The sequence below is a fragment of the Pseudomonas nabeulensis genome (assembly GCF_004682045.1).
Taxonomy (GTDB): Bacteria; Pseudomonadota; Gammaproteobacteria; order Pseudomonadales; family Pseudomonadaceae; genus Aquipseudomonas; species Aquipseudomonas nabeulensis.
Genome location: NZ_QUZT01000033.1, coordinates 30,400 through 54,944, shown reverse-complemented (window position 1 = coordinate 54,944; position 24,545 = coordinate 30,400). Strand labels below are relative to the sequence as shown.

The following is a 24,545-nucleotide window of genomic DNA, read 5'->3' as shown; positions in this document are numbered from 1 at the left end:
AACCCACCCCAACAATGGCGATATACACGTCTAAAAAAAGAGGCCAAGACCATGCTACTCGCCACGTTGATCCACCGCGCCAGCCTACCCTGCCCGCACGTAGGCACCGACCGGGCGGCGCGATTGCTCGAGCAGTATTACGGCCTCACTGGCACTTTGCAGTCACTGGGCAGCCAGCAGGACCTCAACTATAAAGTCGACAGCCCACGTGGCCGGTTTGTTCTGAAAATCTGCCGAGGCGACTACGCCGCCGTGGAATTGCAGGCCCAGCACGCGGCGCTCAACACCCTGCACGGTGTGCGCGTGCCCAAGGTGATCAAGGCGCTCAACGGCGAAGAACTGCTGACGGTGACCCTCGACGGGCAAACCCTGCACCTGCGACTGCTGGACTATATCGACGGCCAGCCCCTGACTCACCTGCCGCATCTGGGCCGCGACGTGTTTGCGGGCTTCGGTGACCTGTGTGGCCGAATGAGCCAGGCACTGGCGTCTTTCACCCATCCAGGCCTGGATCGCACCCTGCAATGGGACCCGCGTCACGCCCTGGACCTGATCATCCACCTGCTGGGCACCCTGGAAGACCTGCCCCACCGCGCCGCCCTGGAACGCGTCGCCGTGCAGGTTGAAACGCACCTGCGACCCCTGGCCGATCGCCTGCCGTGGCAAGCGGTGCACATGGACATCACCGATGACAACGTTGTTTGGCAGCGCGATGCCCAACGCCATTGGCAGATTGAAGGCGTGATCGACTTCGGCGACCTGGTGCACACCTGGCGCATCGCGGACCTGTCGGTGACCTGCGCCGCCTTGTTGCACCACGCCGACGGCGATCCGTTTGCGATCTTGCCGGCGATCCAGGCCTGTCACGCGGTGATGCCATTGCAACACGAAGAATTGCAGGCGCTGTGGCCGTTGATCGTCGCGCGTGCGGCGGTGCTGGTGCTCAGCAGCGAACAGCAGCAGCGTCTGGACCCGGATAACAGCTACCTGCTGAAAAATGCCGAGCATGAATGGGAAATCTTCCATGTCGCCACGTCGGTGCCTTTTGAATTGATGGAGGCGGCGATACTGGGCTGCGTCGGCCACGCGCCGGCCCCCATCGCCAGTCAAGGCTTCGCGCCTTTATTGCCGGGGCTGGTCGGGCGCGAGTTCGCCCTCATCGACCTGGGCGTACTCAGTCCGCATTTCGAAGCGGGTAATTGGGAGGAACCCGGGATTGATCGCCGGTTGTTGGATGAGGCCGCGAAGGTGCACGGGCTCGCGGCCAGCCGTTATGGTCAGTATCGGCTGTCACGCACGCGCCCCGACAGTGCTGTCGAACCCGAGACATTTCCCCTTCATGTCGAACTGCATCTGCCTCACGGCACGGTGCTGGAAGCGCCGTTCGCCGGGACGTTGCATCAGGATGTCGAGGGGCTGGTGAGTGTGCAGGGCGTGGAATCAAGCCTGCGCCTGTGGGGTCTCAAAACGGTGTTGAAGCCTGGCGCGCTATTGGTTGAAGGCCAAGTGATGGGTGAAGTGCAGGCGCCCCTGACGGTGCAGTTGTGCCGTGCTGACCTGACCCCTCCGTTGTTTTGCACGCCGTCGCGTGCCCAGGCCTGGCAAGCGCTGTGCCCATCGCCGGCCACGCTGCTGGGGCTGGCCTGTGATGCCGAGCCGGAGCTGGACCCCGAGGCCCTGCTGGCGCGTCGCGATGCCAGTTTTGCTCGCTCGCAAAAGCACTATTACGTCGATCCACCGCGTATCGAGCGCGGCTGGCGCAACCATTTGATCGACATGCAGGGCCGGTCTTACCTGGACATGCTCAACAACGTGGCTGTGCTCGGTCACGGCCACCCGCGCATGGCCGCGGTGGCAGCACGGCAGTGGTCGTTGCTCAACACCAACTCGCGTTTCCACTACGCAGCGATTGCCGAATTTTCCGAGCGTTTGCTGGCGCTGGCACCGGACGGCATGGACCGGGTGTTCCTGGTCAACAGCGGCACCGAGGCCAACGATTTGGCGATACGCCTCGCCTGGGCCTACAGCGGCGGGCGCGACATGCTCAGCGTGCTGGAGGCGTATCACGGCTGGTCGGTGGCGGCGGATGCGGTGTCCACCTCGATTGCCGACAACCCCCAGGCACTGAGCAGCCGTCCGGATTGGGTGCACCCGGTGACCGCGCCGAATACCTATCGCGGGGAATTCCGCGGGCAGGACAGTGCGCCGGACTACGTACGAAGCGTGGAACATAACCTGGCGAAAATTGCGGCGAACAAACGCCAGTTGGCGGGTTTCATCTGCGAGCCGGTGTACGGCAATGCCGGGGGGATTTCTCTGCCGCCGGGTTACTTGCAACAGGTGTATGGGTTGGTCCGCGCCCAGGGCGGCGTGTGCATCGCCGACGAAGTGCAGGTGGGTTACGGTCGCATGGGCCACTTCTTTTGGGGCTTTGAAGAGCAGGGCGTGGTGCCGGACATCATCACCATGGCCAAGGGCATGGGCAACGGTCAGCCGCTGGGCGCGGTGATCACTCGCCGTGAAATCGCCGAGGCGCTGGAGGCCGAGGGGTATTTCTTCTCGTCGTCGGGGGGCAGCCCGGTCAGTTGCCGTATCGGCATGGCGGTATTGGATGTGATGGAGGAAGAAAAACTGTGGGAAAACGCCCAGGTGGTGGGAGGGCATTTCAAGGCACGCCTGGCAGAACTGATCGACCGTCATCCGCTGGTCGGTGCGGTGCATGGGTCGGGTTTCTATTTGGGCCTGGAGTTGGTGCGCGACCGGCGCACGCTGGAGCCGGCCACCGAAGAAACCACCTTGTTGTGTGATCGCCTGCGGGAGCTGGGGATTTTCATGCAGCCCACCGGTGATTACCTGAACATCCTCAAGATCAAGCCGCCGATGGTCACGTCCAAACGCAGCGTGGATTTCTTTGTCGACATGTTGTCGAAAGTGCTGGATGAGCAATTGTAGTTAGTCGATTGTTATCGACTACTTATCGTCATATTTGTCGATCATCATGTTAATTGGCTTTTAAAGCCGATTTTTATCCGTTATAAAGTCCGCCCATACCCCCATTCGGAGTCCTGATCGCCATGACCACCCTGCACAGCACCCCCCGCGCCGATGGCTTCCATATGCCTGCCGAATGGGCGCCACAGACGCAAACCTGGATGATCTGGCCCGAGCGCCCGGACAACTGGCGCCTGGGCGGCAAGCCTGCGCAGGCGGCGCATGTGGCGGTGGCCAAGGCCATTGCGCGCTTTGAGCCGGTGACCGTGGCGGTTTCCGCCGGTCAGTACGAAAACGCCCGTGCGCGCCTGGATGTGCCGAATATCCGCGTGGTGGAAATGTCCAGTGATGACGCCTGGGTGCGTGATACAGGCCCTACGTTCGTGATCAACAACAGCGGTGAAGTGCGCGGCGTGAACTGGGATTTCAACGCCTGGGGCGGGTTTAACGGTGGCCTCTATGCGCCGTGGAACCGTGACTCGCAGGTCGGCGGCAAGATCCTCGAAATCGAACGCGCACCGCGCTATCGCACCGAAGGTTTTGTGCTGGAAGGCGGTTCGATCCATGTCGACGGCGAAGGCACCCTGATCACCACCGAAGAGTGCCTGCTCAACCGCAATCGCAACCCGCACCTTGACCGCGCCGAGATCGAAGCAGTGCTCAGCGCCAACCTGGCGGTGGATAAGATCATCTGGCTGCCGGATGGCCTGTTCAACGACGAAACCGACGGCCATGTGGATAACTTCTGCTGCTACGTGCGCCCCGGCGAGGTGCTGCTGGCCTGGACCGACGACGCGCAAGACCCCAACTACGCACGTTGCCACGCTGCAATGGACGTACTGCAAAGCAGTACCGACGCCCAGGGCCGCGCGTTCATCGTGCACAAAATGCCGATCCCGGGGCCGCTGTACGCCACCGAGGAAGAGTGCGCCGGTGTCGACCCGGTGGACGGCACTCAGGAGCGCAATCCTACCGTGCGACTGGCCGGTTCCTACGTGAACTTCCTGATCGTCAACGGCGGCATCATCGCGCCAAGCTTCAATGACCCGTTGGACGATGAGGCCAAGGCGATCCTGCAGAACCTGTTCCCACAACACGAAGTGGTGATGGTGCCGGGCCGCGAGCTGTTATTGGGCGGTGGCAATATCCATTGCCTGACCCAGCAGCAGCCAGCCCCGCACAACAACTGAGTGCACGGTTCTGTCATAAACCTTGAGTAAGTTAGCCGCTCACGCAGCAGCCGAGAGCGCGCTAATGAACGCCCAGACCCACCTGATGTACACGCGCACGTTCCACCCCTTGCGGGTCAACGTTGATGCGATCCATGCGCTGGCGCTCTGGTTGAAGGCAAATGGCTCGCGGCAGATCAGGCAGCCGGAGTTGCGCAGTGTGATGAGTGAGCGCTATCCGGCGGGGTTGTTCACCGAGGATGAAGTACAGGCGTTGTGCGATCTGCTGAAAAACTAAGCTGCACTGAGATAAAAATGTGGGAGGGGGCATGCCCCCTCCCACATTTGTTTGCATTGGCCAGCAAATATGTTTCTAAATATGTTTTTCAGGTCGCTGGCGCGTGATTCACGTCGTTTTCAGAACCGCTATAAGTCCTTGCTTAGAATTATTTCGCCTAAATACAGACGATTCGCGAAATTGACACATAGTTCCGGGCGCGACTAGGATTGCGTCCAACGCCTGTGGCTAACCGCCATGACTCATCCAATTAAAAAAGGCTCGCGGCCTGTTAAGTCGTCCGCGGGCCTTCTTTTTTCCGGAAAGAGTCGACACCAGAAAAGCAACATGGAGCCTGGTGTCGTAGCGCGTACTCAACCAGAAATAAGGAATACAAGAAAATGTTGAAGCAACGGATGAGTCTGATCGCTCTGGGGATTTTGAGCGCATCGACAGCAATGGCCAACGACCAGGATCAATCCAAGGGTTTCGTTGAGGACAGCCACCTGAACATCGCTGCACGTAACGCCTACATCAGCCGCGATTACAAAAACGGCAAGCAAGACAAAGCCGAATGGGGTCAAGGCTTCATCGGTAAGTTCGAGTCCGGCTTCACCCAAGGCACCGTCGGTGTGGGTGTGGACGTGATCGGTCAATACGCGATTCGCCTGGACGGTGGCCGTGGCCGCGCTGGCGCGGGTGGTATCGACTTCTTCAAGCCAGACTCCAGCACCACGCGTGCAGATGGCTCGACTCGCAACGGCGACGCGCCACACGATCTGGCCAAGGGCGGCGCAGCCGTCAAATTCCGTGTTTCCAACACTGTGTTGAAATACGGCGACCAGTTCCCGGCCGTGCCGGTCCTGCAATATGACAACTCCCGTCTGTTGTCCGAAACCTACACCGGTACTTCGATCGTTTCCAAAGAGATCGCCGGTCTGCAACTGGACGCTGGTCACTTCACCAAGGAAGCCCGCAAAAGTGCCGAAGGCACTGACAGCGGCCGCCTGAAAAGCATCGACTACATCGGTGGTAGCTACAAATTCACCGAAAGCCTGTCGGCTGCTCTGTACGCTTCCGACATGCAGGACGTGCTGAAGAAGCAATACGTCAACGTCAACTACGTGCTGGCCCTGCCAGAGAAGCAGTCGCTGACGTTTGACTTCAACGGCTACAAAACCAAGCTGGACAAGAGCTTCGCCCTGGAAAACCAAGGTGACGAAGACGCCCGCGACAACAAGATCTGGAGCCTGGGCGCTACATGGGCTGTCGGCCCGCATAGCTTCACCATCGCTCACCAGCGCAGCACCGGCGACACTGGCTACCTGTACGGCGGCTACCGCAACGCTGGCGGCATCGGCGACGGCGGCAACACCATCTTGCTGGCCAACTCCTACTGGTCTGACTTCAACGGCAAGGACGAGCGCTCCTGGCAAGCTGGCTACGGCCTGGACTTCAGTGCCTTCGGCGTGCCTGGCCTGAGCTACAACATCGCTTACGTGCGCGGTACCAACATTGACGACGGCTCGGGCCGTGGCAATGGCACCGAGCGTGAAATCTTCAACCAGTTCAAGTACGTGGTTCAGAGCGGCCCAGCCAAAGACCTGAGCCTGCGCGCTCGTGCGTCGTGGTTGCGCGTCTCCAGCAACGCCAGTGACTACAACGTAGGCGGTAACGAAATCCGTCTGTTCGCCGACTACCCGATCAACGTTTTCTAATTGATCGCACGTCGCGCCTGATCCCAGGCGATAAAAAACCCCGACTGGTTCGGGGTTTTTTTATGGGCCGGTCAGTCGTGCCGGGACTGTTCAGAACCGTCCGCTGATCCCCAGCAACGGCCCCTTCTGCACGATGTCGTAGACGAAACCATCATGGCGATAATTCACGCCCATCGCCCGATACCCGGCCACCGCTGAGAAACCCGGCCAGAACTCCCAGCCTGCCAACGCCGCCAGGTCCCAGTCTTCCCGGGATTGCCCGGCGCCGACCATGCCCCACGATGACAGCCAGAACCGCTCATTCACCCCATAGTGCCCGCGCAACCCCACCATGGCATCCGCCCAGGTCGCGCTGTCGGAGCCGGACTGGCCGCCCGCCAGCCCGCCATGAAAGGTGAGGGTGGTGCTGCTGTACCAGACGCGCATGCCGCCGGCCACATCCAGGCGGCGGTTTTCATCCCCCAGCAGCGTGTAGCCGCCGCCCAGGAACCCGGAGGCGGTCTTGCTTTCGACCTCGAGCTTGTTGGCCAGGATGCCCCCCAGGCGATTGCGGGTGTCGGTGTCGATATACATCAGGTCAGCGAGGAGGCTGTAAGGGCCGCGACGTGCCTCGCCCATCAGCATCACCGACATATCCACCGTCTTGGCGATGTCGGAGAAGTCGGACTTTATAAACTGGGTGCCGGTGCTGCGGTGGCCCACATGCCCACGAATACCGGCGCCCCATACGTAGGGGCCGCCGTTGAAGGTCCAGCCATCGGTGTCTTCGGCCATGGCCAGGGTTGGTATTGCCGCGAATGCGCCCATCAGCATGGCCAGGTGTCGCAGCGGCGAGCGGGGTTTGTCACTGTGCCTCATGATCATTCCCCGATCAGTGCTGGGTCAGCGAGAGCGCCACGCCCTCGGCTGCACAATCTTGCGTCGGTTTCAGGCCGGCTTTATGGGCCGCCTTGACCTCTTCTTTAGCAGCCGCCAGGTCCGCGAGGAACGCCGGGTTGCTATGCAGGCTCGCTACCGTCGCCGCGCCCATGATGCGGCCTGCATCTACGTCGCTCTGCCAATGCGCATCGCAGATCACCCGGCTCTGGCCGAACGACAACCCGCGGGTCATCAGTTCGGTCGCACGCGCCGGCTGAACCTCGGCCAGCAACAAACCCCAGGCCCAACCGGCGGCGGAGTGACCGGACGGCCACGAACCATCCGTGCGCAGCAGCGGCTCCGTATCTGCTCGGCATGTGCCTTCGTTATGGGCCACGAACGGTCGGGTCCGGTTGTAGGCATTTTTCCCGGCATAGGTGGAACCGCCCGCGTCCGTCAGGGTGCGCTGCATCAGCGTGTACAGGTGCGGTGTGGTTTTTTCGGTGATCGGTGTGCCCATTGCGCAGGAGAACGCTTGCGCCGGGCCGGGGAATGACAACTCCGCGTCGCTGGCGGCGAGTTTTTCCCGGGCGGTGCCCCGCAACGACAGTGCCGCGCGCCGTGCTTCTTCATCCCGCGCAAGCGCCGCAGAACCAGGCTTGGGGGGTGCGCCCAGCAGCGCCAGGCGCAGGGGCAAGTCCTTTGAATCCAAATAACCCGGCGCCAGCTTGAAGTGCGGGTCCGTGACCTGGGTGGCCGCTTCGTCGGCAAGTACCAACCCCGAGCAGAGCAAACCGACCAGGCCCAGCTGTTTATGCAGTGTGTTCATCGCGTGTTCCCTGATCAAAACCGGTAGAGGGCATTCAGATAGGCGCCTGCGCCGACGTTTTCACCCGTCAATGGGCTGTTGCGTGCATCGGAAACCAGGGCGTAGGTCTTGATCCCGCCTTCCAGCGCCAGTTGCGGCTGCCATTGCCAGGTCAGGCCCAGCTTCAAGGTCACATCGCGCATGCCGCCGCCGGGGTGGTATTGCTCAAACCCGGTGCGCGCCGCTTGTTGGGCGGTGACGCCGAAGCGCGCCATCATGTCGTTGTCATTGCTCCAGGTGCCGTAGAGGGTCGAGTCCAGGGTCAAGGTCGACGACAGCGCATAGGCGCTGGCGAAACCGGCTTCCAGGTAGCGCGTGCGTCCGAGGTTTTCGCCGCCGTAGTCGCGGTTGTCGGCAGCTTGCAGGCCCCGCACAAACAGGCGACCGGCCGGCAGCATCCAATAGACTTCTGCGCCGACCAGCGCCGTGCTGTCCAGGTTGCCCATGCCTTTGAGGTAATCATCACGACCGCCCAGGGTGTGGATTCTTTCCTTGCGTCCCTGGTCGTAGCCGAGCAGCAACGCCACGCCAAATGGCGCGAGCCCTGGCAAGTCCCAGCGCAGGCCATCGGGGAACGCCGCGGTGAACTGGCCCCAGTTTTCAGTCGGCAACACGGCTTTGAGTTTTAGAGACGGGAACGCGGCGTAGTGTGAAGAACCTTCGTATAGCGGGCCTACGGCAAGGCCGCCGCCGACGGTCACGGACGGTTCACGTGAAGCGTCGGCGTGTGCGGGCATTGTCATTGCCCAGGCAAGTGCCGCACCTGCGATAAGCTTGGGAGCGTTTTTCATTGTTTCTATCCTTGGCTGAATAGCGGAATCAGAGGGCGGCGGGTTGCGGCGTCGGGAAACGCCACGTGCCGTTCAAGATGGCGTCGCTGGGCTGGTACAGCCGGACCGTGTAGTTCCAGCCGGGGGGTGTCGGCAGGCAGTTGGCGATCTTCCCGTCACAACCGCCGAACTGGATGACAATCGAGCCATCCGTACTCTTCCTGGCGGTCAGGTTGTTCAAGGAATAAGCGTCATACGGGTTCTGCTGGAAGTAGCCGTCGGCGTTATAAACACTCACGGACCAGAAGCCATTGACCGGCACGTCGCCGACCTTGAGCCGGTACACGGTTTTGCCATCGTTCGCTGGCGTTACACCGCCCAGGTAGATCGCGTCCTTGGCCGGGTTGCCGCCCCACCCCGTCGCCGTGCCGACCAGGTGATGAACCGGGTTGACCGCGCCCTTGGGACCAAAGGACTGGTTGTAGTTGGGAATCGTCGAACCGAGGATTTCCAGGGCACTGCGCACCTTGGCCTGGCTGGCCTGGTCCCATTTCGGAACGACGAACTCCCCGACCTTGGCCTGGCTGACCATGATTGCATCCTGCAGCCCATGCACCTTCTCTAGATCCTTGCGATCCGAGGGGTCGAAAAACGTGCGCACCGCGACAAACACGTAGCGTGTGCCGATCGCCTCTTTCGTCAGCGTGCGGCGGCCGGCGCCGTACGAAACGAGAGGGACGTAATGATCCTCGTCCACCACCTGCATCGACATGAACCGCCCGCCGGCCTCAGGCAAGGTGACCGTGACCGGGCCGGCATCGAGGTCGAACACCGCGGATGAGTAGAGCGTGTCCCGATTCATCCGCACCACATTCTGCGCGTCGATAGGCACCGCTTCGCGGCTATGGACGAACCGGCCCAGGCTGCCCGTGGCTACCATCTTTCCCAGGTAAAGGTCGGACTCGGCCCGGGCAAAGTTATCCACACCCACCGGTATGGCTGCCTCCGAGGATGATTGCGCGTTCGCACTGCCAAGCGTTGCCAGCGCCAGGGTCAGCACGCAGGCGGTGGATAAATGGGACATTGAAACCTCTTGCTCTTATCAGTTGGCGTTAACTTTTTGACTGTAAAAGAACGCCTCGGCCCAAACTTGCCATTTGGTGCCAAAAGCAAAACAGGATCGTGGGTTAAGAATTAGAGAGGGCAAGACATAACCTGTGGCGAGGGAGCTTGCTCCCGCTGGACTGCGCAGCAGTCCCATTCTTTTAAACGAAGAGCGGGGCCGCTTTGCGGCCCAGCGGGAGCAAGCTCCCTCGCCACGGGGACAGTGTGTAATAGGGCTCCTACAAGGTGCGGTAGCGCGAGGGTGGGGTGCCGGTCCAGCGCTTGAACGCGCGGGTGAAGTGCGCTGGGTCGCTGTAGCCGACCATGTAGGCGATTTCGGTCGCGCTGTATTTGCCGCTGGCGATCAGTTGGAGGGCTTCGCTGCGACGTGTCTCGTCACGCAACGCGTCAAAGTCGATGCCGCAATGTTCAAGGCGCCGTTGCAGCGTTCGAACAGACAGCCCAATCGTTTTCGAAATCGCACTGAGCCTGGACTGTTCCTGGTCGGCGATCTGCTGGGCGAGCACATCAGCGGCGTCACTGGTGGACTTCAAGGCCTGGGTGGTTTTCCAGGCTACATCCCGAACCGGCAGCAGGGGAATTTCAAGCAGCTCACGATCAAATTCGATCATGTTGTACGCCGCGTTCATCTCCAGGTTCGGCCCCAGGAACTCTTCCAGCGCTTCGTCGCCTTTTTCCCTTGGGTTTTTCAGGTGGACCCGGATGGCGCCGGGCGCGCCGGACAGCAGCGGCACTTTGCGCAGCACCGCCAGGGTGCCGAAAATCACTTGCTTGGGATCGAACTCGTGCTGCCCGGTGAAGTGCTGGATCAGTCGCGTCGTACGGCCTTCGGTGATGATCTTCACTTCGCTGCCCTGGTGCAGCAGATCCGTATGCACCGCCGCTGCCGCACACGCCTGGGCGAGGTTGGTCGAGCCCAGGATCAATTCGCCCCATACCCCGGTCGAGCGCACATCGGTCAGGTGGCCCACCACCGCGCCGCCGAAGGGGTCCTGGGCCGCCGCTGCCATCTCGTTGGCGATATGAAAACACGCCGCCCGTGGCACCCACGCCTCAGGGTTCTGGAACACCTGCGGGGCAATACCAAAGCGCCGAAAGAACTCCAGCGGCGACACCCCGCGCAGGCTCAGGTAAGGCGCGATTTGCCGAAGCGTACTGAGTTTGATCGCGGGCGCTGCGTGGGTCATGGGTATTCGCACCGTTCATTTGGATGGAGTGATCGCCCCATCGTTGGTTTTATGTTGTCAAATAACTGGCGCCCACAGGCTGAAAATCGACCGCTTGGCGGCGGACAAGACAAAACGTTGACAGTTCCCTATGGATCCAACATCATCCACGGCGATTTTGATGGCTCTAAGCCATTAAAATGACATTAAATGACGCAAATTCGTCCCATGCTGTGGTGCTTCAAGAAGTAGGGATGTTGCGGCTTGGACCTCGCCAGTCGGGGCTCCCATTAAACACTATCACCTTATTTAGCCGGCTCGGCCCGTTGCGGCTGTGCGCGAGTCTTAGGAAGTAATCTACATGGTCGTTGGACGAATTCTGGTTACAGGCGGTGCAGGTTTTATCGGTTCACACCTGGTCGATGCGTTGCTGGGCAAAGGCTACAAGATTCGCGTGCTGGATAACCTGTCCACCGGCAAGGTGGCCAACCTGCCGGTTGGCAATCCCGACCTGGAACTGGTCGAAGGCGATGTCGCCGACAGCGCCGTTGTGGACCGCGCCATGCGTGATTGCAGCGCCGTCGTGCACTTGGCGGCGGTCGCTTCTGTACAAGCCTCGGTGGACGATCCGGTTGCGACCCACCAAGCCAACTTCGTTGGCACCCTCAACGTGTGCCAAAGCATGCTCAAGGCCGGTGTGGTGCGTGTGGTTTTCGCGTCCAGCGCCGCGACCTACGGCAACAACGGCGAAGGCACAGCGATTGATGAAGATACCCCAAAATCACCGTTGACCCCGTACGCCAGCGACAAGCTGTCCAGTGAGTATTACCTGGACTTCTACCGCCGCGAACACGGCCTGGAACCGGTGATCTTCCGTTTCTTCAATATCTTCGGTCCACGCCAGGACCCGTCCTCGCCGTACTCCGGCGTGATCAGCATATTCACCGAGCGTGCGTTGGCGAAAAAGCCCATCACCGTATTTGGTGACGGCGGTCAAACTCGCGACTTCGTATACGTGCAAGATCTGGTGAGCATTCTGGTGCAGGCGGTCGAGGCCAGTGAACCGGCGCCGGGTGCGATTAACGTCGGGCTCAATCGCGCCACCAGCCTCAACGACTTGATCGCTGAGTTGGGCACTGCCATCGGCACCCCGCTGAACGTGACCTACCAGGCGCCACGTCAAGGCGACATTCGCCATTCGCGTGCCAATAACACCCGTTTGCTCGAGCGCTTTGCACTCCCGGAACCGACTTCCATCGGCCAGGGGTTAGCGCAGCTTTTGCGTAGTTTGTAATTCGCCGGTCACCGTGCCCGGCGTCAACGCGGTATCAGCTCAGTCATATTCAAGAGTGCAATTATGGAAATCGTTTTTCGCAGGACGCGTGTCCGCGCGATCGCCGAGCGCCTGCTAGCGGCGCTTGCCTTGTTCGTCGGTGTGCCAGCCGTCCACGCTGCGGCGTTGTCCCAGCCGACCAGCGTCGCCTTCTGGTACGCCGATAAGCCGCCGCTGCCCGAGCTGTCACAGTTCGACTGGGCCGTGGTCGAGCCGGGCCATATGACCCCGGGTGACGTGAAAACCCTGCGCACCTTGGGCAGCCAGCCGTTTGCCTACCTTTCCATCGGCGAGTTCGACGGCAACAAGGCCGCAGTGGACAAGGCCGGGCTGACCAAAGCGGTTTCCCCTGTACGCAACGACGCCTGGAACAGCCAGGTGATGGACCTCACGTCGACGGCCTGGCGCGAGCACCTGTTCGGTCGCGCCAAGGCGTTGGAAGCCCAGGGCTATGCCGGTCTGTTTCTCGACACCCTCGACAGCTTCCAGTTGATGCCCCAGGCGTCCCGTGAAGCGCAGCGCGTTGGCCTGGCCAGCTTGTTGCGTGAACTGCACAAGCGCCAGCCCAACCTGAAGCTGTTCTTCAACCGGGGTTTTGAAGTGCTGCCCGAACTGGACGGCGTCGCGGCGGCAGTGGCGGTCGAATCCATTCATGCAGGCTGGGACGCGTCCGCCAAGCGCTATCGCCCGGTGTCCGAGTCCGACCGCCAGTGGCTCGAAACCCACCTGCAACCCCTGCGCGCCAAGGGCGTGCCGCTGGTCGCCATCGACTACTTGCCGCCCGAGCGTCGCGAAGAAGCCCGCAAGCTCGCCAAGCGCCTGCGCGACGAAGGTTTCATTCCGTATATCAGCACGCCCGACCTCAATACCCTGGGCATCAGCAGCATCGAAGTGCAGCCACGTCGCATTGCGTTGATCTTCGACCCGCGTGAAGGCGCGCTGGAAGACACGGCCGGCCATAGCAACCTTGGCGGGTTGCTGGAGTATCTCGGCTACCGGGTTGACTATCTGCCCGCCGACAGTGACTTGCCGCAATACGGTTTCAGCGGCTTGTACGCCGGTGTGGTCACGTGGATGACCAGCGGCCCGCCGCAGGACACGCCGGCGTTCAACCGCTTTATCAACGCGCGCCTGGACGAACAAGTCCCGGTGGTGTTTTTCAGCGGCTTGCCGGTTGAGGACAAGCTGTTGCTCAAGCGCCTGGGCCTCAAGCGGGATGTGCCGCCTGCGACTCAGGCGCTGACCATCACTCACCAGGACAAGGCGCTGTTGGGCGCCTTTGAAGCACCGGTAGTACCGCGCTCCCGTGACTTGGCTGCGGTGTCGGTGTTGCCCAATGGGCCGACGCCGGCGTTGTCCCTGAGTGGTGTCAATGGTGCGGTGTTCAACCCCGTGGTCGTGGGCAAGTGGGGCGGTTTGGCGCTGGCGCCTTATCTGCTTGAAATCAACAACGAACGCAGCCGCTGGATTCTTGATCCGTTCGCGTTTCTCCAGGCCAGCCTGCGCCTGCCGGAGCAGCCGCGCCCGGACACCACCACCGAAAACGGCCGGCGCATCGCCACCGTGCATATCGACGGTGATGGCTTTCCCTCCCGTGCCGAAGTCATGGGTACGCCCTACGCCGGTCGCCACACCCTGGACGACTACATCAAGCCCAACCCGTTCCTGACCTCGGTGTCGATCATCGAAGCCGAAATCTCACCCCGTGGCGCCTTCCCGTTCCTGGCCCGCGAGCTTGAGCCGATTGCCCGCGAGATCTTTGCCAACCCTAAAGTCGAAGTGGCCACCCACACCTACAGCCACCCGTTTTTCATGCAGCCGGAAAAAGCCAAGAAGCGCGAAAACTTCAATCCGGAATACGGCTTGAACATGAAGATCCCCGGCTACGACAAAATCGATTTTCGCCGCGAAATCTTCGGCTCGCGTGACTACATCAACCAGAACCTGACCACCCCGGAGAAACCGGTGAAGCTGGTGTTCTGGCCCGGTGACGCGTTGCCATCGTCCGACACCATCAAGCTGGCCTACGACGCCGGCTTGAAAAACGTCAACGGTGCCGAAACCATCATGACCAAGGCCAATCCTTCGCTGACAGGCCTTAACCCGTTGCTGCGCCCCACCCCAGGCGGCTTGCAGTACTACGCGCCGATCATCAACGAAAACCTCTACACCAACCTGTGGAAAGGCCCGTACTACGGTTTCCGTGAGTTGATCGAAACCTTCGAACTCACCGACAGCCCGCGCCGCCTGCGCGGCCTGCACCTCTACTACCACTTTTACTCCAGCACCAAGCAGGCCTCGATCAAGGCCATGCACGAGATCTACGGCTACATGCGCGGGCAACAGCCGATGTCGTTGTGGATGAGTGACTACCTTGACCGCCTGCACGGCCTCTACCAGTCGAGCCTGGCGCGCACCGCTGACGGTGCCTGGCAGATTCGCGGGATGGATGCCCTGCGTACCGTGCGCCTCGACGCGCAAATGGGTTGGCCGGACTTGCTCAAGTCTCAGGGCATTGCCGGTGTGCGCGACTTGCCGCAAGGGCGCTACGTAGCCCTGAGCAGCGACAAGGCGTTGCTGGTGTTGCGTGCCGACCGGGACACCCGGCCGGCGCTGGAAGAAGCCAACCTGCCGTTGCTGGATTGGCGTTACCTGGATGATCGCCGCGTGAGTTTCGCGTTTGCCGGTCAATTCGACCTGACCTTCTCCGTGCGCTCGGCCACCGCCTGCCGTGTGGAAGTGGATGGGCAGCGATTCGCGGGCAAGGCTTCGGCCGGCCTGTGGACTTTTCAATTACCTATGAAGCAGGTGAGTAATGGTCAACTCCTCTGCAACTAAGAACAACCGCCTGCTCAATCCCTGGGCACTGGCGGTCGTCGCGGTTGCCGTGGGAGGTCTGCTGTGGGCGACCTTCCAGCGTGAAGAAGTATTCCAGCCAGACGGACGCGAGCCCGATGCGGTATCGGCCAACTACGCCGAGCTGTTGCTGACGGCGCACCCGGACGACGATCGCCTGCGTTTGCAATTGGTCGATTTGCTGATTCGCCTGGGTGACTACACCAAGGCGCGTGAGCACGTGGACGCCTGGCCCAAGCCGCAGCCGGAAATCCAGGCCTACTACCGCCTGGAACTGGACGCGCTGGTCGCGGCCAATGGCAGCGATTTGATCACGCAGCAGGCGTTGGTCGAGCGTCTGGAAAGCTTCGATCATCGCAAGTTGCCGGTGGCCCAGCTGCAAAGCCTGGCGAAGCTGGCGCTGAACCTGCAAGCCCCGGCGTTTGCCGCCAGTGTGTTCGAAGAGATCGCCGGGCGTGATCCGGCGCAACGCACCGAGGCGCTCAAATCCGCCGCGCAGTGGTATCTGGCAGGCGAGCAGCAAGCGCGTGCGGCGCAGATCTACCTGCAACTCAAGGCGGACGCCAAGGAGCCGGCCGAGCAACGTGAGTACGCCGAACTGGCATTCAACAGCCTGCTGTCGGCCGGCCGCGATGACCAGGCCGCACAGGTGCTGGCGGACGAGCTACCGCGGCTTACCAACGCCAAAAGCGATGTGGCGTGGCTGGAGAAGGGCGTTGATGTGGCGGTTGCGACCAAGCAATTCGAACTCGCCCAGCGCGTGCTCCAGCAGTGGCATGACCTGGAGCCCGACAACCGCAAAATCCTCGTGAAGGAATTCCACGTGCGCCTGGCCATTAATGACCTGGCGGGGGCGTGGGAAACCGGCCAGGAGTTGGTGGTCGATTACCCGGACGACACCGAGTTGCTGGAGCAAATGGCCAAGCTTGGTGAATGGCGCGGCGATAATCAGGCGGCGCTGAGCTACTGGATTCGTCTGCTCAAGCTCAAGGAAGACCCGGCAACCCGCGAGCACGCCTGGCGCCTGGCCAGCCAGCAATTCGACTTTGATCGCTCGATCCCGCTGCTCGCCGAAATCATGCAACAACGCCCGCTCACCGATATCGAGCTGGATGCGCTGATCTATGGTCACGAGTCCCGCGGCACCCCGGCCGAAGCCGAAGACTGGTTGCACAGCTACCTGCGCAAATACCCGTCCCACCGCCTGGCGTGGACCCGCTTGCTGCAAAACCTGGAGAACACCGGGCAGTTCGCGGCCAAGAGCAAGGTCTACAAGGACTACGGCAAACGCTACAAGCTGACCACCGCCGAACTGGTGGATTGGGCCAGCACCGAAATGAAGCTGTTCGACGAACAAGCGGCCTGGGAAGTGGTGAAGTCCGACGACCCGTCCATCGACGACCCGGAATACTGGCGCACCCGTGCAGCCCTCGCCTGGGACCTGGAACGTGATGAAGACCTGCGCGTTTCCCTGGAAAAACTGCTGTCTCTGAACGGCAAGCTGACCAGTGGCGATGAGAGCCAGCTGATCACCCTGTACCGCACCCGTGACCCACAGCGTGCCCTCAAGTTGATGGTCGACAGTTGGCACCGCGCCCAAGACCCACAGCGTTTGGTCGAAGCGTTGCAGTTGGCCCAGGAACTGGAAGAGTGGGACCAAGTGGTCGCCTTGCTGGAAGACGCCAAGCAGTACCCGGATGCCTACCAGCAAGCCCAAGTGCTGGCGGTACGCGGCGCGTTGGCCGTGCAACAGGGCGATACCGCCGAGGCCGAGCGCTTGTACCTGCTGGGCCTGTCGCGCTACCCCGATGACAACCTGTTCCGCGAGCGCCTGACCTGGCTGTATGTCGACCAGGGCAATACGGCCAAGCTCAAGCCACTGCTGACCCAATGGCGCGCCTATGCACGGGAAGACCGCTTGCTGTGGCTGCCGTTTGCCAGCGCGAGCCAACTGTTGGGGCGTGATGCCGAGGCCCTGGCCTGGTATCGCATGTACCTCAAGCTCAGCCCGAACGACTGGCTGGTGCAGGCCGCATATGCGGACGCCCTGGAAACTTCCGGCTACCAGGATGCCGCCCAGCGCCTGCGCTTGAAGTTGCTGCGCAGCCCCGAGGCCGACAACCTGCAACCGTCGTCCCAGCGCTACGGCATTTGGCTGCGCTTGATGTCCAGCAGCTACTCGCCGCAAAAAGCCCAGCATGAACTGATGAAGTGGAAAGACGGTTCGCCGTCGATGAAACAGCTGTGGTTCGAGCGCTTGTTGGCGCGCCTGGATGCAACCAACCAGCAAGCACAGAAAGACGATTGGCTGGCCTGGGCGCGAACCCAAGGCCTCAAGGTCGACCGTTACGAGCAGATCCAGGAAGCCCTGCGCAGCCGCAATAAAGCTCAGGTCGAAACCCTGTTGGCCAGCAGCGACCTGAACCCGGCGCAACGTGCCCAGGCACTCAGCCGTCTGGGTCGCACCAACGAGGCCCTGGAAACCAGCCTGTCCGCATTGGGCGACGACCAGCCGGACTCGGTGAATGAGCAACTGCGCCGCCAGGCCGTGGAGATCCACGAAAGCACACCGCAAGGCGCGCTGTTGTCGTACCAGAAACAAGACTTCGGTGGCCTGTCGTTTGATTCGCCGCGCCTGGAAATCGCCCATAACCTGGGTGACAAATGGTACGCCGACCTTGAAGTGGAGCACGGCAACTACAAGGGCGACGACGTGATCTCATCGAAAATCGGTGACGAGAGCAACGCCGCCCTGACCCTGGTGCGCTCGGTGGAAAACGGCAGTTGGAAACTGTTCGCCGACACCAGCCAGCGCAAGGATGACGACCGCAACGGCCTGGGCCTGTCGCGCATGTGGCAGCTGGGTTCCAGCCACCAGATCGAGACCGGCCTGGACTGGCATCGCAAGAGCGACGACAGCGGGCTGATGCGCGCTTTCGGCCAGCAAGACCGGGCCTGGGTCGGTGGGCGTCATGGCCTGACCGCGCGGGACCAGTTGAGCTGGGAAGTGGCGCAGCGTTCGTTCTCGACCCGTGCGGGCGACTCGCTCGGCACCGGTCACGCGTTGAAACTGGAGCTTAACCACACGCTGGAGTTTGCCGGGCCGAACTGGACCGTGCGCAGTGGCTTGGACTACCAGAAAAACAACGTTAAAGATCGCAACCTGGATTACCTCTCCAGTGACTTTAACGGGCCGATCAAAGTGGTTTCCGATCCGGACGAACTTCAAACGATTCCATCCGGCGACCTGCTGCAAAGCCGCTACGGCCAACTCTACGTCGGCACCTCGTGGCGTCGTGGCATTCCGGGCGCCCTGGTGCGCAGCAAGCCGCAATACACCTGGTTGGTGGACATGACGGCAGGCTGGCAGTGGACCGACCAAACCTTTAACTACGGCATCAACACCGGCATCGGCTTCGAAGTACTGGGTGATGACGAACTGGCCCTCACCTTCGGTTACCAATCTGCGCCACAAGGCGGGGATGGCAAGTCCGGCGGCACACTGGGCATGAGCTACGGCGTGCGTTTCGGGCGCTGATTACAGAATCTACGGGAGAAAAACCTATGCAAGCAATTCGTAACCTGAGCCTGGCCCTGACAGTCCTGTTCGTCGCCGGTTGCTCGAGCTTCACCAGTGACAACAGCCCGAACCTGCCGCGCACTGCGCAGTGGGGCATCGTGCCGATGGTCAACTATTCGCAAACCCCGCAAGCCGGTGAGCGCAGCGAGCAGATCCTGCTCAGCGTGCTCAGCAGCCATGGCCTGAAACCCCGCGTTTACCCGGCCAGCACCCAGGGCGAGCAAGCGCTGATGGACGACAACGAGCGCCTCAACGGTGCGCTGGAATGGGCCCGTGAGCAGAAGCTCGATTACGTGGTGTCCGGCAGCGTCGAAGAGTGGCAGTACAAGAACGGCCTCGACGGCGAGCCGGCCGTGGGCGTGAGCCTGCGGGTACTGGACGCCAAGACCGGCGCCGTACTCTGGAGCAAAAGCGGCGCCCGCGCCGGCTGGTCCCGTGAAAGCCTGGCGGGCAATGCTCAGACGGTTATCGACAAACTTGTTGGCGCCCTTCGGTTCGAGTGAACGCAATGAATTCTCCACACATGGATTACAGCCTGGCGCCTCGCGCCAGCGGGCCGGTGTCTTGGCTGGAAACGCTGCTGGTAACGGGCTTGGCCATCGGCCTAGGCTTCTGGCTGACCCCCGAAGACCCGTTGCAGATGCACGGTGGTTTCCCCTGGCCGATCCTGGCGCCGCTGCTGTTGGGTGTGCGTTACGGTTTTGTGCGCGGCCTGTTCAGTGCCGCCTTGCTCGTGGCGGTGCTGTTCGCGCTGCGCTATAGCGGGCATGCGGGCTACACCCAGCTGGAGCCTTCATTCATTGTGGGCGTGCTGGTGTGCGGCATGCTGGTGGGTGAAGTTCGCGACCTGTGGGTGCGCCGGCTGGAGCGTCTGCAGATGGCCAACGAGTACCGCCAGTACCGTCTCGACGAGTTCACCCGTGCCCACCAGATCCTGCGGGTTTCCCATGACCTGCTGGAGCAACGTGTGGCCGGCAGCGACCAGAGCCTGCGCAGCTCCTTGCTGGGCCTGCGGGAAAAACTGCGCGGCATGCCGGTTGAAGGCGATGCGCTGAGCGAACTGGCTGAGCCCATTGTGGCGATGCTCGGACAATACGGCGCCCTGCGCGTGGCCGGGCTGTACCGCGTCGACGAGAGCGAAAAAAATGTGCTGCCCCAGGCCTTGGCCATGATCGGCGTGATGGGCCCGCTGGGCACCGACGACGGTTTGATCAAGCTCTGTCTGGAACGTGGCGAACTGGTCAGCGTGCGCCAGGAACTGATCGACTCCGGTAACTCGGCGCAGTTCTCATCGTTGCAGGCGTGCATCCCGCTGATCGACGCCGAAGGCCGCCTGCTGGCGATCCTGGCGGTTCGGCACATGCCGTTCTTCGCCTTCCAGGACCGCACGCTGAGCCTGTTGTCGCTGTTGGCCGGCCATATCGCCGACCTGTTGCGCCGCGACCCGCAAGTGCTGCGCCTGCCGGATGCGGATGCCCAGCAATTCACCTTGCAGCTCAAGCGTTCGCTGGTGGATGTGGAACAACACACCTTGCCGGCCGGGTTGTTCGCGTTCGAAATGACCCGCGCCAACGACGAGCTGACGCGCCTGATGGAGCGCAGCCAGCGCGGCCTGGACCTGCACCTGCCGGTGCGCAACAACCGCGATCACCACCTGCTGTTGGTGCTGTTGCCGTTGACCAGCCCGGAAGGCACCCAAGGCTACCTGGCGCGTATCGGCCTGTTGCTGCACGAACACTTCGGCATCGACACCGACCTGGACAGCCTGGGTGTGCGCGTCATGCCGTTCAACCTGGAGCCTGGCTGTGATCGCAACGGGCTGCGTAACTTCCTTTACAACGAGTGTGGCCTGAATGATCAGCAAGTGGCTGTTTAGCGGCGCCGTGTTGTTAGAGGCGGGCAGCTGGGCCAGTTTGTGGCTCGATGCGCCGCAGCTGCACCAATTGCTGGTGTTCACCTTCAGCCATGGCATTGCCTGCCTGATGCTGTGCGGCGCCGTGTGGTTGCTGCTGCCGGCGCGCTACCGTGCGCCGTTGCCGTGGAGCCCGCTGTTTATCTTCAGCCTGGCGTTCTTTGTGCCGGTGATCGGCACCTTGGGCGTAGTGGCGTCGATCTTCCCGGCGCTGTACCTGCCGCGCAAACGCGACAAGCAAGCCTGGCAGGCCGTGGGTATTCCCGACCTGCCGTTCCGCGCACAGGCCCAGACCCGCACGCCGATCTTCGCCGACGGCGGTTTGCAGGATGTGTTGCGCCACGCGCCCAACCCCGACCAGCGTCTGGCCGCGTTGCTGGCGACGCGCCGCATGCCGGGCAAGGACGCGGTGCCGATCCTCAAGCTGGCCTTGGGTGACCCCAGCGATGACGTGCGTCTGTTGGCGTACTCGATGCTCGACAAGCAGGAAAGCGACATCAACCTGCACATCCAGATGGCTCTTGAGCAACTGGCGGGCGTCAGTCCGCGCATGGCGGGCCCGGTGCACAGCATGTTGGCGCGCTGGTATTGGGAATTGGCCTACCTCGGCCTGGCCCAGGGCAGTGTGCTTGAGCACGTCTTGAACCAAGCCAGCGAACACGCCGAGCAAGGCCTGGCGGCGGGCGAGGGCGGTGAGCTGTTGCTGCTGGCCGGGCGCATTGCCCTGGAGCGCGGTGAGAATGAGCGCGCCGAAGCCCTGTTGCATGAGGCCGAGCGCAACGGTCTTGGCGCTGCACAACTGCTGCCCTTCCACGCCGAGCTGGCGTTCGAGGCCGGTCGTTATCACGAAATCCCAGGGTTGCTCGCCAGCCTTCCGGAGAAAACCCGTCAGCGACCGCCGTTCGCTGAACTGGTGAGGAGCTGGAATGAACAATAAGCAAGCGACGCCGACGGCCGATATCTGCCTGCTGCTGGAAGGCACCTGGCCGTATGTGCGCGGCGGTGTATCGAGCTGGATCCACCAGATGATCCTCGGCCTGCCGGAACTGACCTTTTCGGTGATGTTCATCGGTGGCCAGCGTTCGGCGTACACCTCGCGCCGTTACGAAGTGCCGGCCAACGTGCTGCACATCGAAGAAGTGTTCCTTGAGGATGCGACCCACCCGGTCGACTCCCGCAAGGAGCCACGTGAAGCCGACCCGCAACAGCTGGCCGACCTGTACCGCTTCCTGCATCACCCGGACCCGCCCGAGCGGGCGCTGGGCGAGCGCTTGCTCAACTGCATCGCCGAAGGCCACATGACCCTCGACGACGTACTGCGCAGCCGTGCCAGCTGGGAAACCCTCAGCGAAGGCTACCGCCAGCATTGCGCCGACCCGTCGTTCGTCAACTATTTCTGGACCCTGCGCTCGTTGCAGTCGCCCCTGCTGATGCTGGCCGAAGCGTCACGCAAAATGCCCCAGGCGCGGGTGCTGCACTCGATTTCCACCGGTTACGCCGGCCTGCTGGGCTGCATCCTCAAGCACCGCTGGAAGTGCACCTACCTGCTGAGCGAACACGGCATCTACACCAAGGAGCGCAAGATCGACCTGGCCCAGGCCACGTGGATCGCGGAAACCTCCGGCCAGGCACTGAACCGCAGCCTCGACGGCGGTTCGGGGTATATCCGTACCCTGTGGGTGCGCTACTTCGAACGCATCGGCCAGTTGGCCTACAACAGCGCCGACAGCATCATTGCGTTGTACGACGGTAACCGTCAGCGCCAGATCAAGGACGGCGCCGACCCGGCCCGCACGCAGTTGATCGCCAACGGCATCGACCTGTCGCAGTGGGCCAGCGCCATGGAAACCCGCGAGCCGGGCATTGCGCCGGTGGTGGGGCTGATCGGACGCGTGGTGCCGATCAAGGACGTGAAAACCTTCCTGCGCGCCATGCGTGGTGTGATCAGCGCCATGCCCCACGCCGAAGGCTGGATTGTCGGCCCGGAAGAAGAAGACCCGGAATACGTCAGCGAATGCCGCAGCTTGATGGCCAGCCTTGGGCTTGAAGGCCGTGTGCACTTCCTCGGCTTCCAGCGCATCCAGGACATCTTGCCGAAACTGGGCCTGATGGTGCTGACCTCGATCAGCGAGGCACAACCCTTGGTGATCCTCGAAGCCTGGGCCGCCGGCACGCCGGTGATCAGCAGCGACGTCGGTTCGTGCCGCGAGTTGATCGAAGGCGGCAGCGCCGAAGACCGTGACCTGGGCGTGGCGGGCAAAGTGGTGGCGATTGCCGACCCACAAGCCACCTCCGCCGCCATCCTCGAGCTGCTGCGCAGCCCCGAGCGCTGGAAGGCCGCACAGGCCAGCGGCTTGCTGCGCGTCAACCGTTACTACACCGAAGCCTTGATGCTGCAGCGCTACCGCGACCTGTACCAGGCAGCCATGGAGAACAGTTAAATGGCCGGTATTGGCTTCGAACTGCGCAAGATCCTCTCGCGCGACTCATACACCGCCACGCTGCACGCCTACGTGTACGCCGGCCTGATCAGCTCCGGGCCGTGGGTGCTGTCGATCATCAGCGTGATGCTGGTGGGCATCATCAGCCTGGGCCTGCTCTTGCCCAACTCACTGGTGGGGCAGTTCCTCGTCACGGTGACGTACCTGATGGCCAGCTCGTTGATCCTGACGGGTGGCCTGCAGCTGTTCTTCACGCGATTTGTGTCCGACCAGTTGTTCGAACACAACTACGAAAAAATCCTGCCCAACCTGCTCGGCGTGTTGCTGCTGGTCACCGTCGGTGCCGGCGTGCTGGGGGTGATCGTGCTGGCGCTGCTGTTCGACCAGCCGCTGATCTACCGCGTACTGGTGCTGTCGAACTTCGTGGTGCTGTGCAACCTGTGGCTGGTGATCATCTTCCTGTCGGGGATGAAAAAATATAACCGCATCCTCATGGTCATGGTGGTCGGCTACTCGCTGATGGTACTGAGCGCCTACCTGCTCAGCTTCCTGAAAATGCCCGGCCTGTTGCTGGCGTTGTTGATCGGGCACGGCAGCCTGCTGTTCCTGTACCTCTACGACATCCTGCGTGAATACCGCGCCGAGAAGATGATTGCCTTCGACTTCCTCAATCGTCGCAACGTATTCCTCAGCCTGCTGGTGACCGGGTTCTTCTACAACTTCGGCATCTGGGTCGACAAGATCCTGTTCTGGTTCAACCCGGCCACCTCCAACCCGGTAATCGGACCGCTGCGCGCCTCGATCCTGTACGACATGCCGATCTTCATCGCCTACCTCGCGATCATCCCCGGCATGGCGGTGTTCCTGGTGCGCATCGAGACCGACTTCGCCGAATGGTACGACCGCCTGTTCCGCGCCATCCGCGACGGCGAGACCCTGCAACACATCGGCTCGCTGAAAACCGAAATGACCCTGTCGATCCGCCAGGGCCTGCTGGAAATCTGCAAAGTCCAGGGCCTCACCGTGGTGCTGCTGTTCCTCTTCGCCCCACGCCTGCTCGACTGGCTCGGCATCTCCAGCTACTACCTGCCCCTGTTCTACATCGACCTGATCGGCGTGAGCATCCAGGTGGTCTTCATGGCGCTGCTCAACATGTTCTTCTACCTCGACAAACGCCGCGTGGTGTTGGAGTTGTGCGTATTGTTCGCCGTCCTTAACTGCGCGCTGACGCTGCTCAGCATGCACCTGGGGCCGAGCTTCTTTGGGTATGGGTTTACGTTGTCGTTGCTGGTGTGTGTGTTGATGGGGTTGGCGCGGTTGTCGTCGACGCTGGAAGATTTGGAGTATGAGACGTTTATGCTGGCGCGGTGATGGGCTGGTAGGGATGTGAAAAAGGCACTTGCCCGGTTGGGGTAAGTGCCTTTTTTGTTGGCGGGTGTTGGGGTGGTGAGACCTACTGACTTGTAATCAGTTGCTCAAAA

The 24,545-nt window shown here is 61.9% G+C and carries 17 protein-coding genes; 12 read left to right on the top strand and 5 right to left on the bottom strand.

All coding sequences use genetic code 11. The features are described 5' to 3' along the window. The first annotated feature begins 51 nt into the window (after positions 1-51). The 4 genes from DYL61_RS17940 (at position 52) to DYL61_RS17925 (ending at position 6,155) form a co-directional block, all read left to right on the top strand. Entirely contained in the window at positions 52-2,952 is a 2,901-nt protein-coding gene (locus DYL61_RS17940) for an aminotransferase (protein WP_135309434.1), read from the top strand. Positions 2,953-3,074: 122 nt separating this feature from the next. Continuing rightward, positions 3,075-4,181 (top strand): agmatine deiminase, encoded by a 1,107-nt coding sequence (aguA, locus tag DYL61_RS17935; protein WP_135309433.1) that lies wholly within the window; start codon positions 3,075-3,077, stop codon positions 4,179-4,181. A gap of 64 nt (positions 4,182-4,245) precedes the next feature. Continuing rightward, complete coding sequence (locus DYL61_RS17930) at positions 4,246-4,458, top strand: hypothetical protein (RefSeq protein ID WP_105697661.1); 213 nt, start codon at positions 4,246-4,248, stop codon at positions 4,456-4,458. Between the two features lie 380 nt (positions 4,459-4,838). Beyond that, positions 4,839-6,155, top strand: a complete 1,317-nt coding sequence (locus tag DYL61_RS17925; protein WP_135309432.1) for an OprD family porin — start codon at positions 4,839-4,841, stop codon at positions 6,153-6,155. Positions 6,156-6,245: 90 nt separating this feature from the next. On the opposite strand, the gene DYL61_RS17920 is transcribed toward DYL61_RS17925, so the two are convergent. From DYL61_RS17920 to DYL61_RS17900, 5 genes are all read right to left on the bottom strand, one after another. Beyond that, entirely contained in the window at positions 6,246-7,013 is a 768-nt protein-coding gene (locus tag DYL61_RS17920; RefSeq protein ID WP_135309431.1) for a hypothetical protein, read from the bottom strand. A 13-nt stretch (positions 7,014-7,026) separates the two neighbouring features. Further along, complete coding sequence (locus tag DYL61_RS17915) at positions 7,027-7,842, bottom strand: acid phosphatase (protein WP_135309430.1); 816 nt, start codon at positions 7,840-7,842, stop codon at positions 7,027-7,029. Positions 7,843-7,856: 14 nt separating this feature from the next. Beyond that, positions 7,857-8,672, bottom strand: a complete 816-nt coding sequence (locus DYL61_RS17910; RefSeq protein ID WP_135309429.1) for a MipA/OmpV family protein — start codon at positions 8,670-8,672, stop codon at positions 7,857-7,859. Positions 8,673-8,700: 28 nt separating this feature from the next. Continuing rightward, on the bottom strand, positions 8,701-9,735 hold the full coding sequence (locus DYL61_RS17905) for a DUF1254 domain-containing protein (protein WP_135309428.1): 1,035 nt from the start codon (positions 9,733-9,735) through the stop codon (positions 8,701-8,703). Positions 9,736-9,994: 259 nt separating this feature from the next. Further along, complete coding sequence (locus tag DYL61_RS17900) at positions 9,995-10,963, bottom strand: AraC family transcriptional regulator (protein WP_135309427.1); 969 nt, start codon at positions 10,961-10,963, stop codon at positions 9,995-9,997. 340 nt (positions 10,964-11,303) lie between these two features. Between DYL61_RS17900 and DYL61_RS17895 the strand changes: the two genes are divergently transcribed. The 8 genes from DYL61_RS17895 to pelG all read left to right on the top strand — a co-directional run bounded on the left by DYL61_RS17895 (position 11,304) and on the right by pelG (position 24,435). Further along, complete coding sequence (locus DYL61_RS17895; RefSeq protein ID WP_135309426.1) at positions 11,304-12,236, top strand: NAD-dependent epimerase/dehydratase family protein; 933 nt, start codon at positions 11,304-11,306, stop codon at positions 12,234-12,236. Positions 12,237-12,299: 63 nt separating this feature from the next. After that, positions 12,300-15,113: a bifunctional glycoside hydrolase/polysaccharide deacetylase family protein gene (locus DYL61_RS17890; RefSeq protein ID WP_135309425.1), complete on the top strand. Its 2,814-nt coding sequence runs from the start codon at positions 12,300-12,302 to the stop codon at positions 15,111-15,113. Then, the gene (locus DYL61_RS17885; protein WP_135309424.1) at positions 15,091-18,669 is read left to right on the top strand and encodes a tetratricopeptide repeat protein; all 3,579 of its coding nucleotides are present in this window, start codon (positions 15,091-15,093) and stop codon (positions 18,667-18,669) included. The genes DYL61_RS17890 and DYL61_RS17885 overlap by 23 nt, the downstream gene beginning before the upstream one ends. 26 nt (positions 18,670-18,695) lie before the next feature. Further along, positions 18,696-19,214 (top strand): penicillin-binding protein activator LpoB, encoded by a 519-nt coding sequence (locus DYL61_RS17880; RefSeq protein WP_105697671.1) that lies wholly within the window; start codon positions 18,696-18,698, stop codon positions 19,212-19,214. Between the two features lie 5 nt (positions 19,215-19,219). After that, the gene (locus DYL61_RS17875) at positions 19,220-20,587 is read left to right on the top strand and encodes a PelD GGDEF domain-containing protein (protein WP_238704581.1); all 1,368 of its coding nucleotides are present in this window, start codon (positions 19,220-19,222) and stop codon (positions 20,585-20,587) included. Beyond that, positions 20,565-21,560, top strand: a complete 996-nt coding sequence (locus tag DYL61_RS17870; RefSeq protein WP_105697673.1) for a HEAT repeat domain-containing protein — start codon at positions 20,565-20,567, stop codon at positions 21,558-21,560. Before DYL61_RS17875 ends, DYL61_RS17870 begins: the two co-directional genes overlap by 23 nt. Further along, a complete protein-coding gene (gene pelF / locus DYL61_RS17865) occupies positions 21,550-23,064 on the top strand; it encodes a GT4 family glycosyltransferase PelF (protein WP_135309423.1) in 1,515 nt (504 codons plus the stop codon). The genes DYL61_RS17870 and pelF overlap by 11 nt, the downstream gene beginning before the upstream one ends. Next, positions 23,065-24,435: an exopolysaccharide Pel transporter PelG gene (gene pelG, locus DYL61_RS17860; RefSeq protein WP_135309422.1), complete on the top strand. Its 1,371-nt coding sequence runs from the start codon at positions 23,065-23,067 to the stop codon at positions 24,433-24,435. Positions 24,436-24,545 lie beyond the last annotated feature (110 nt).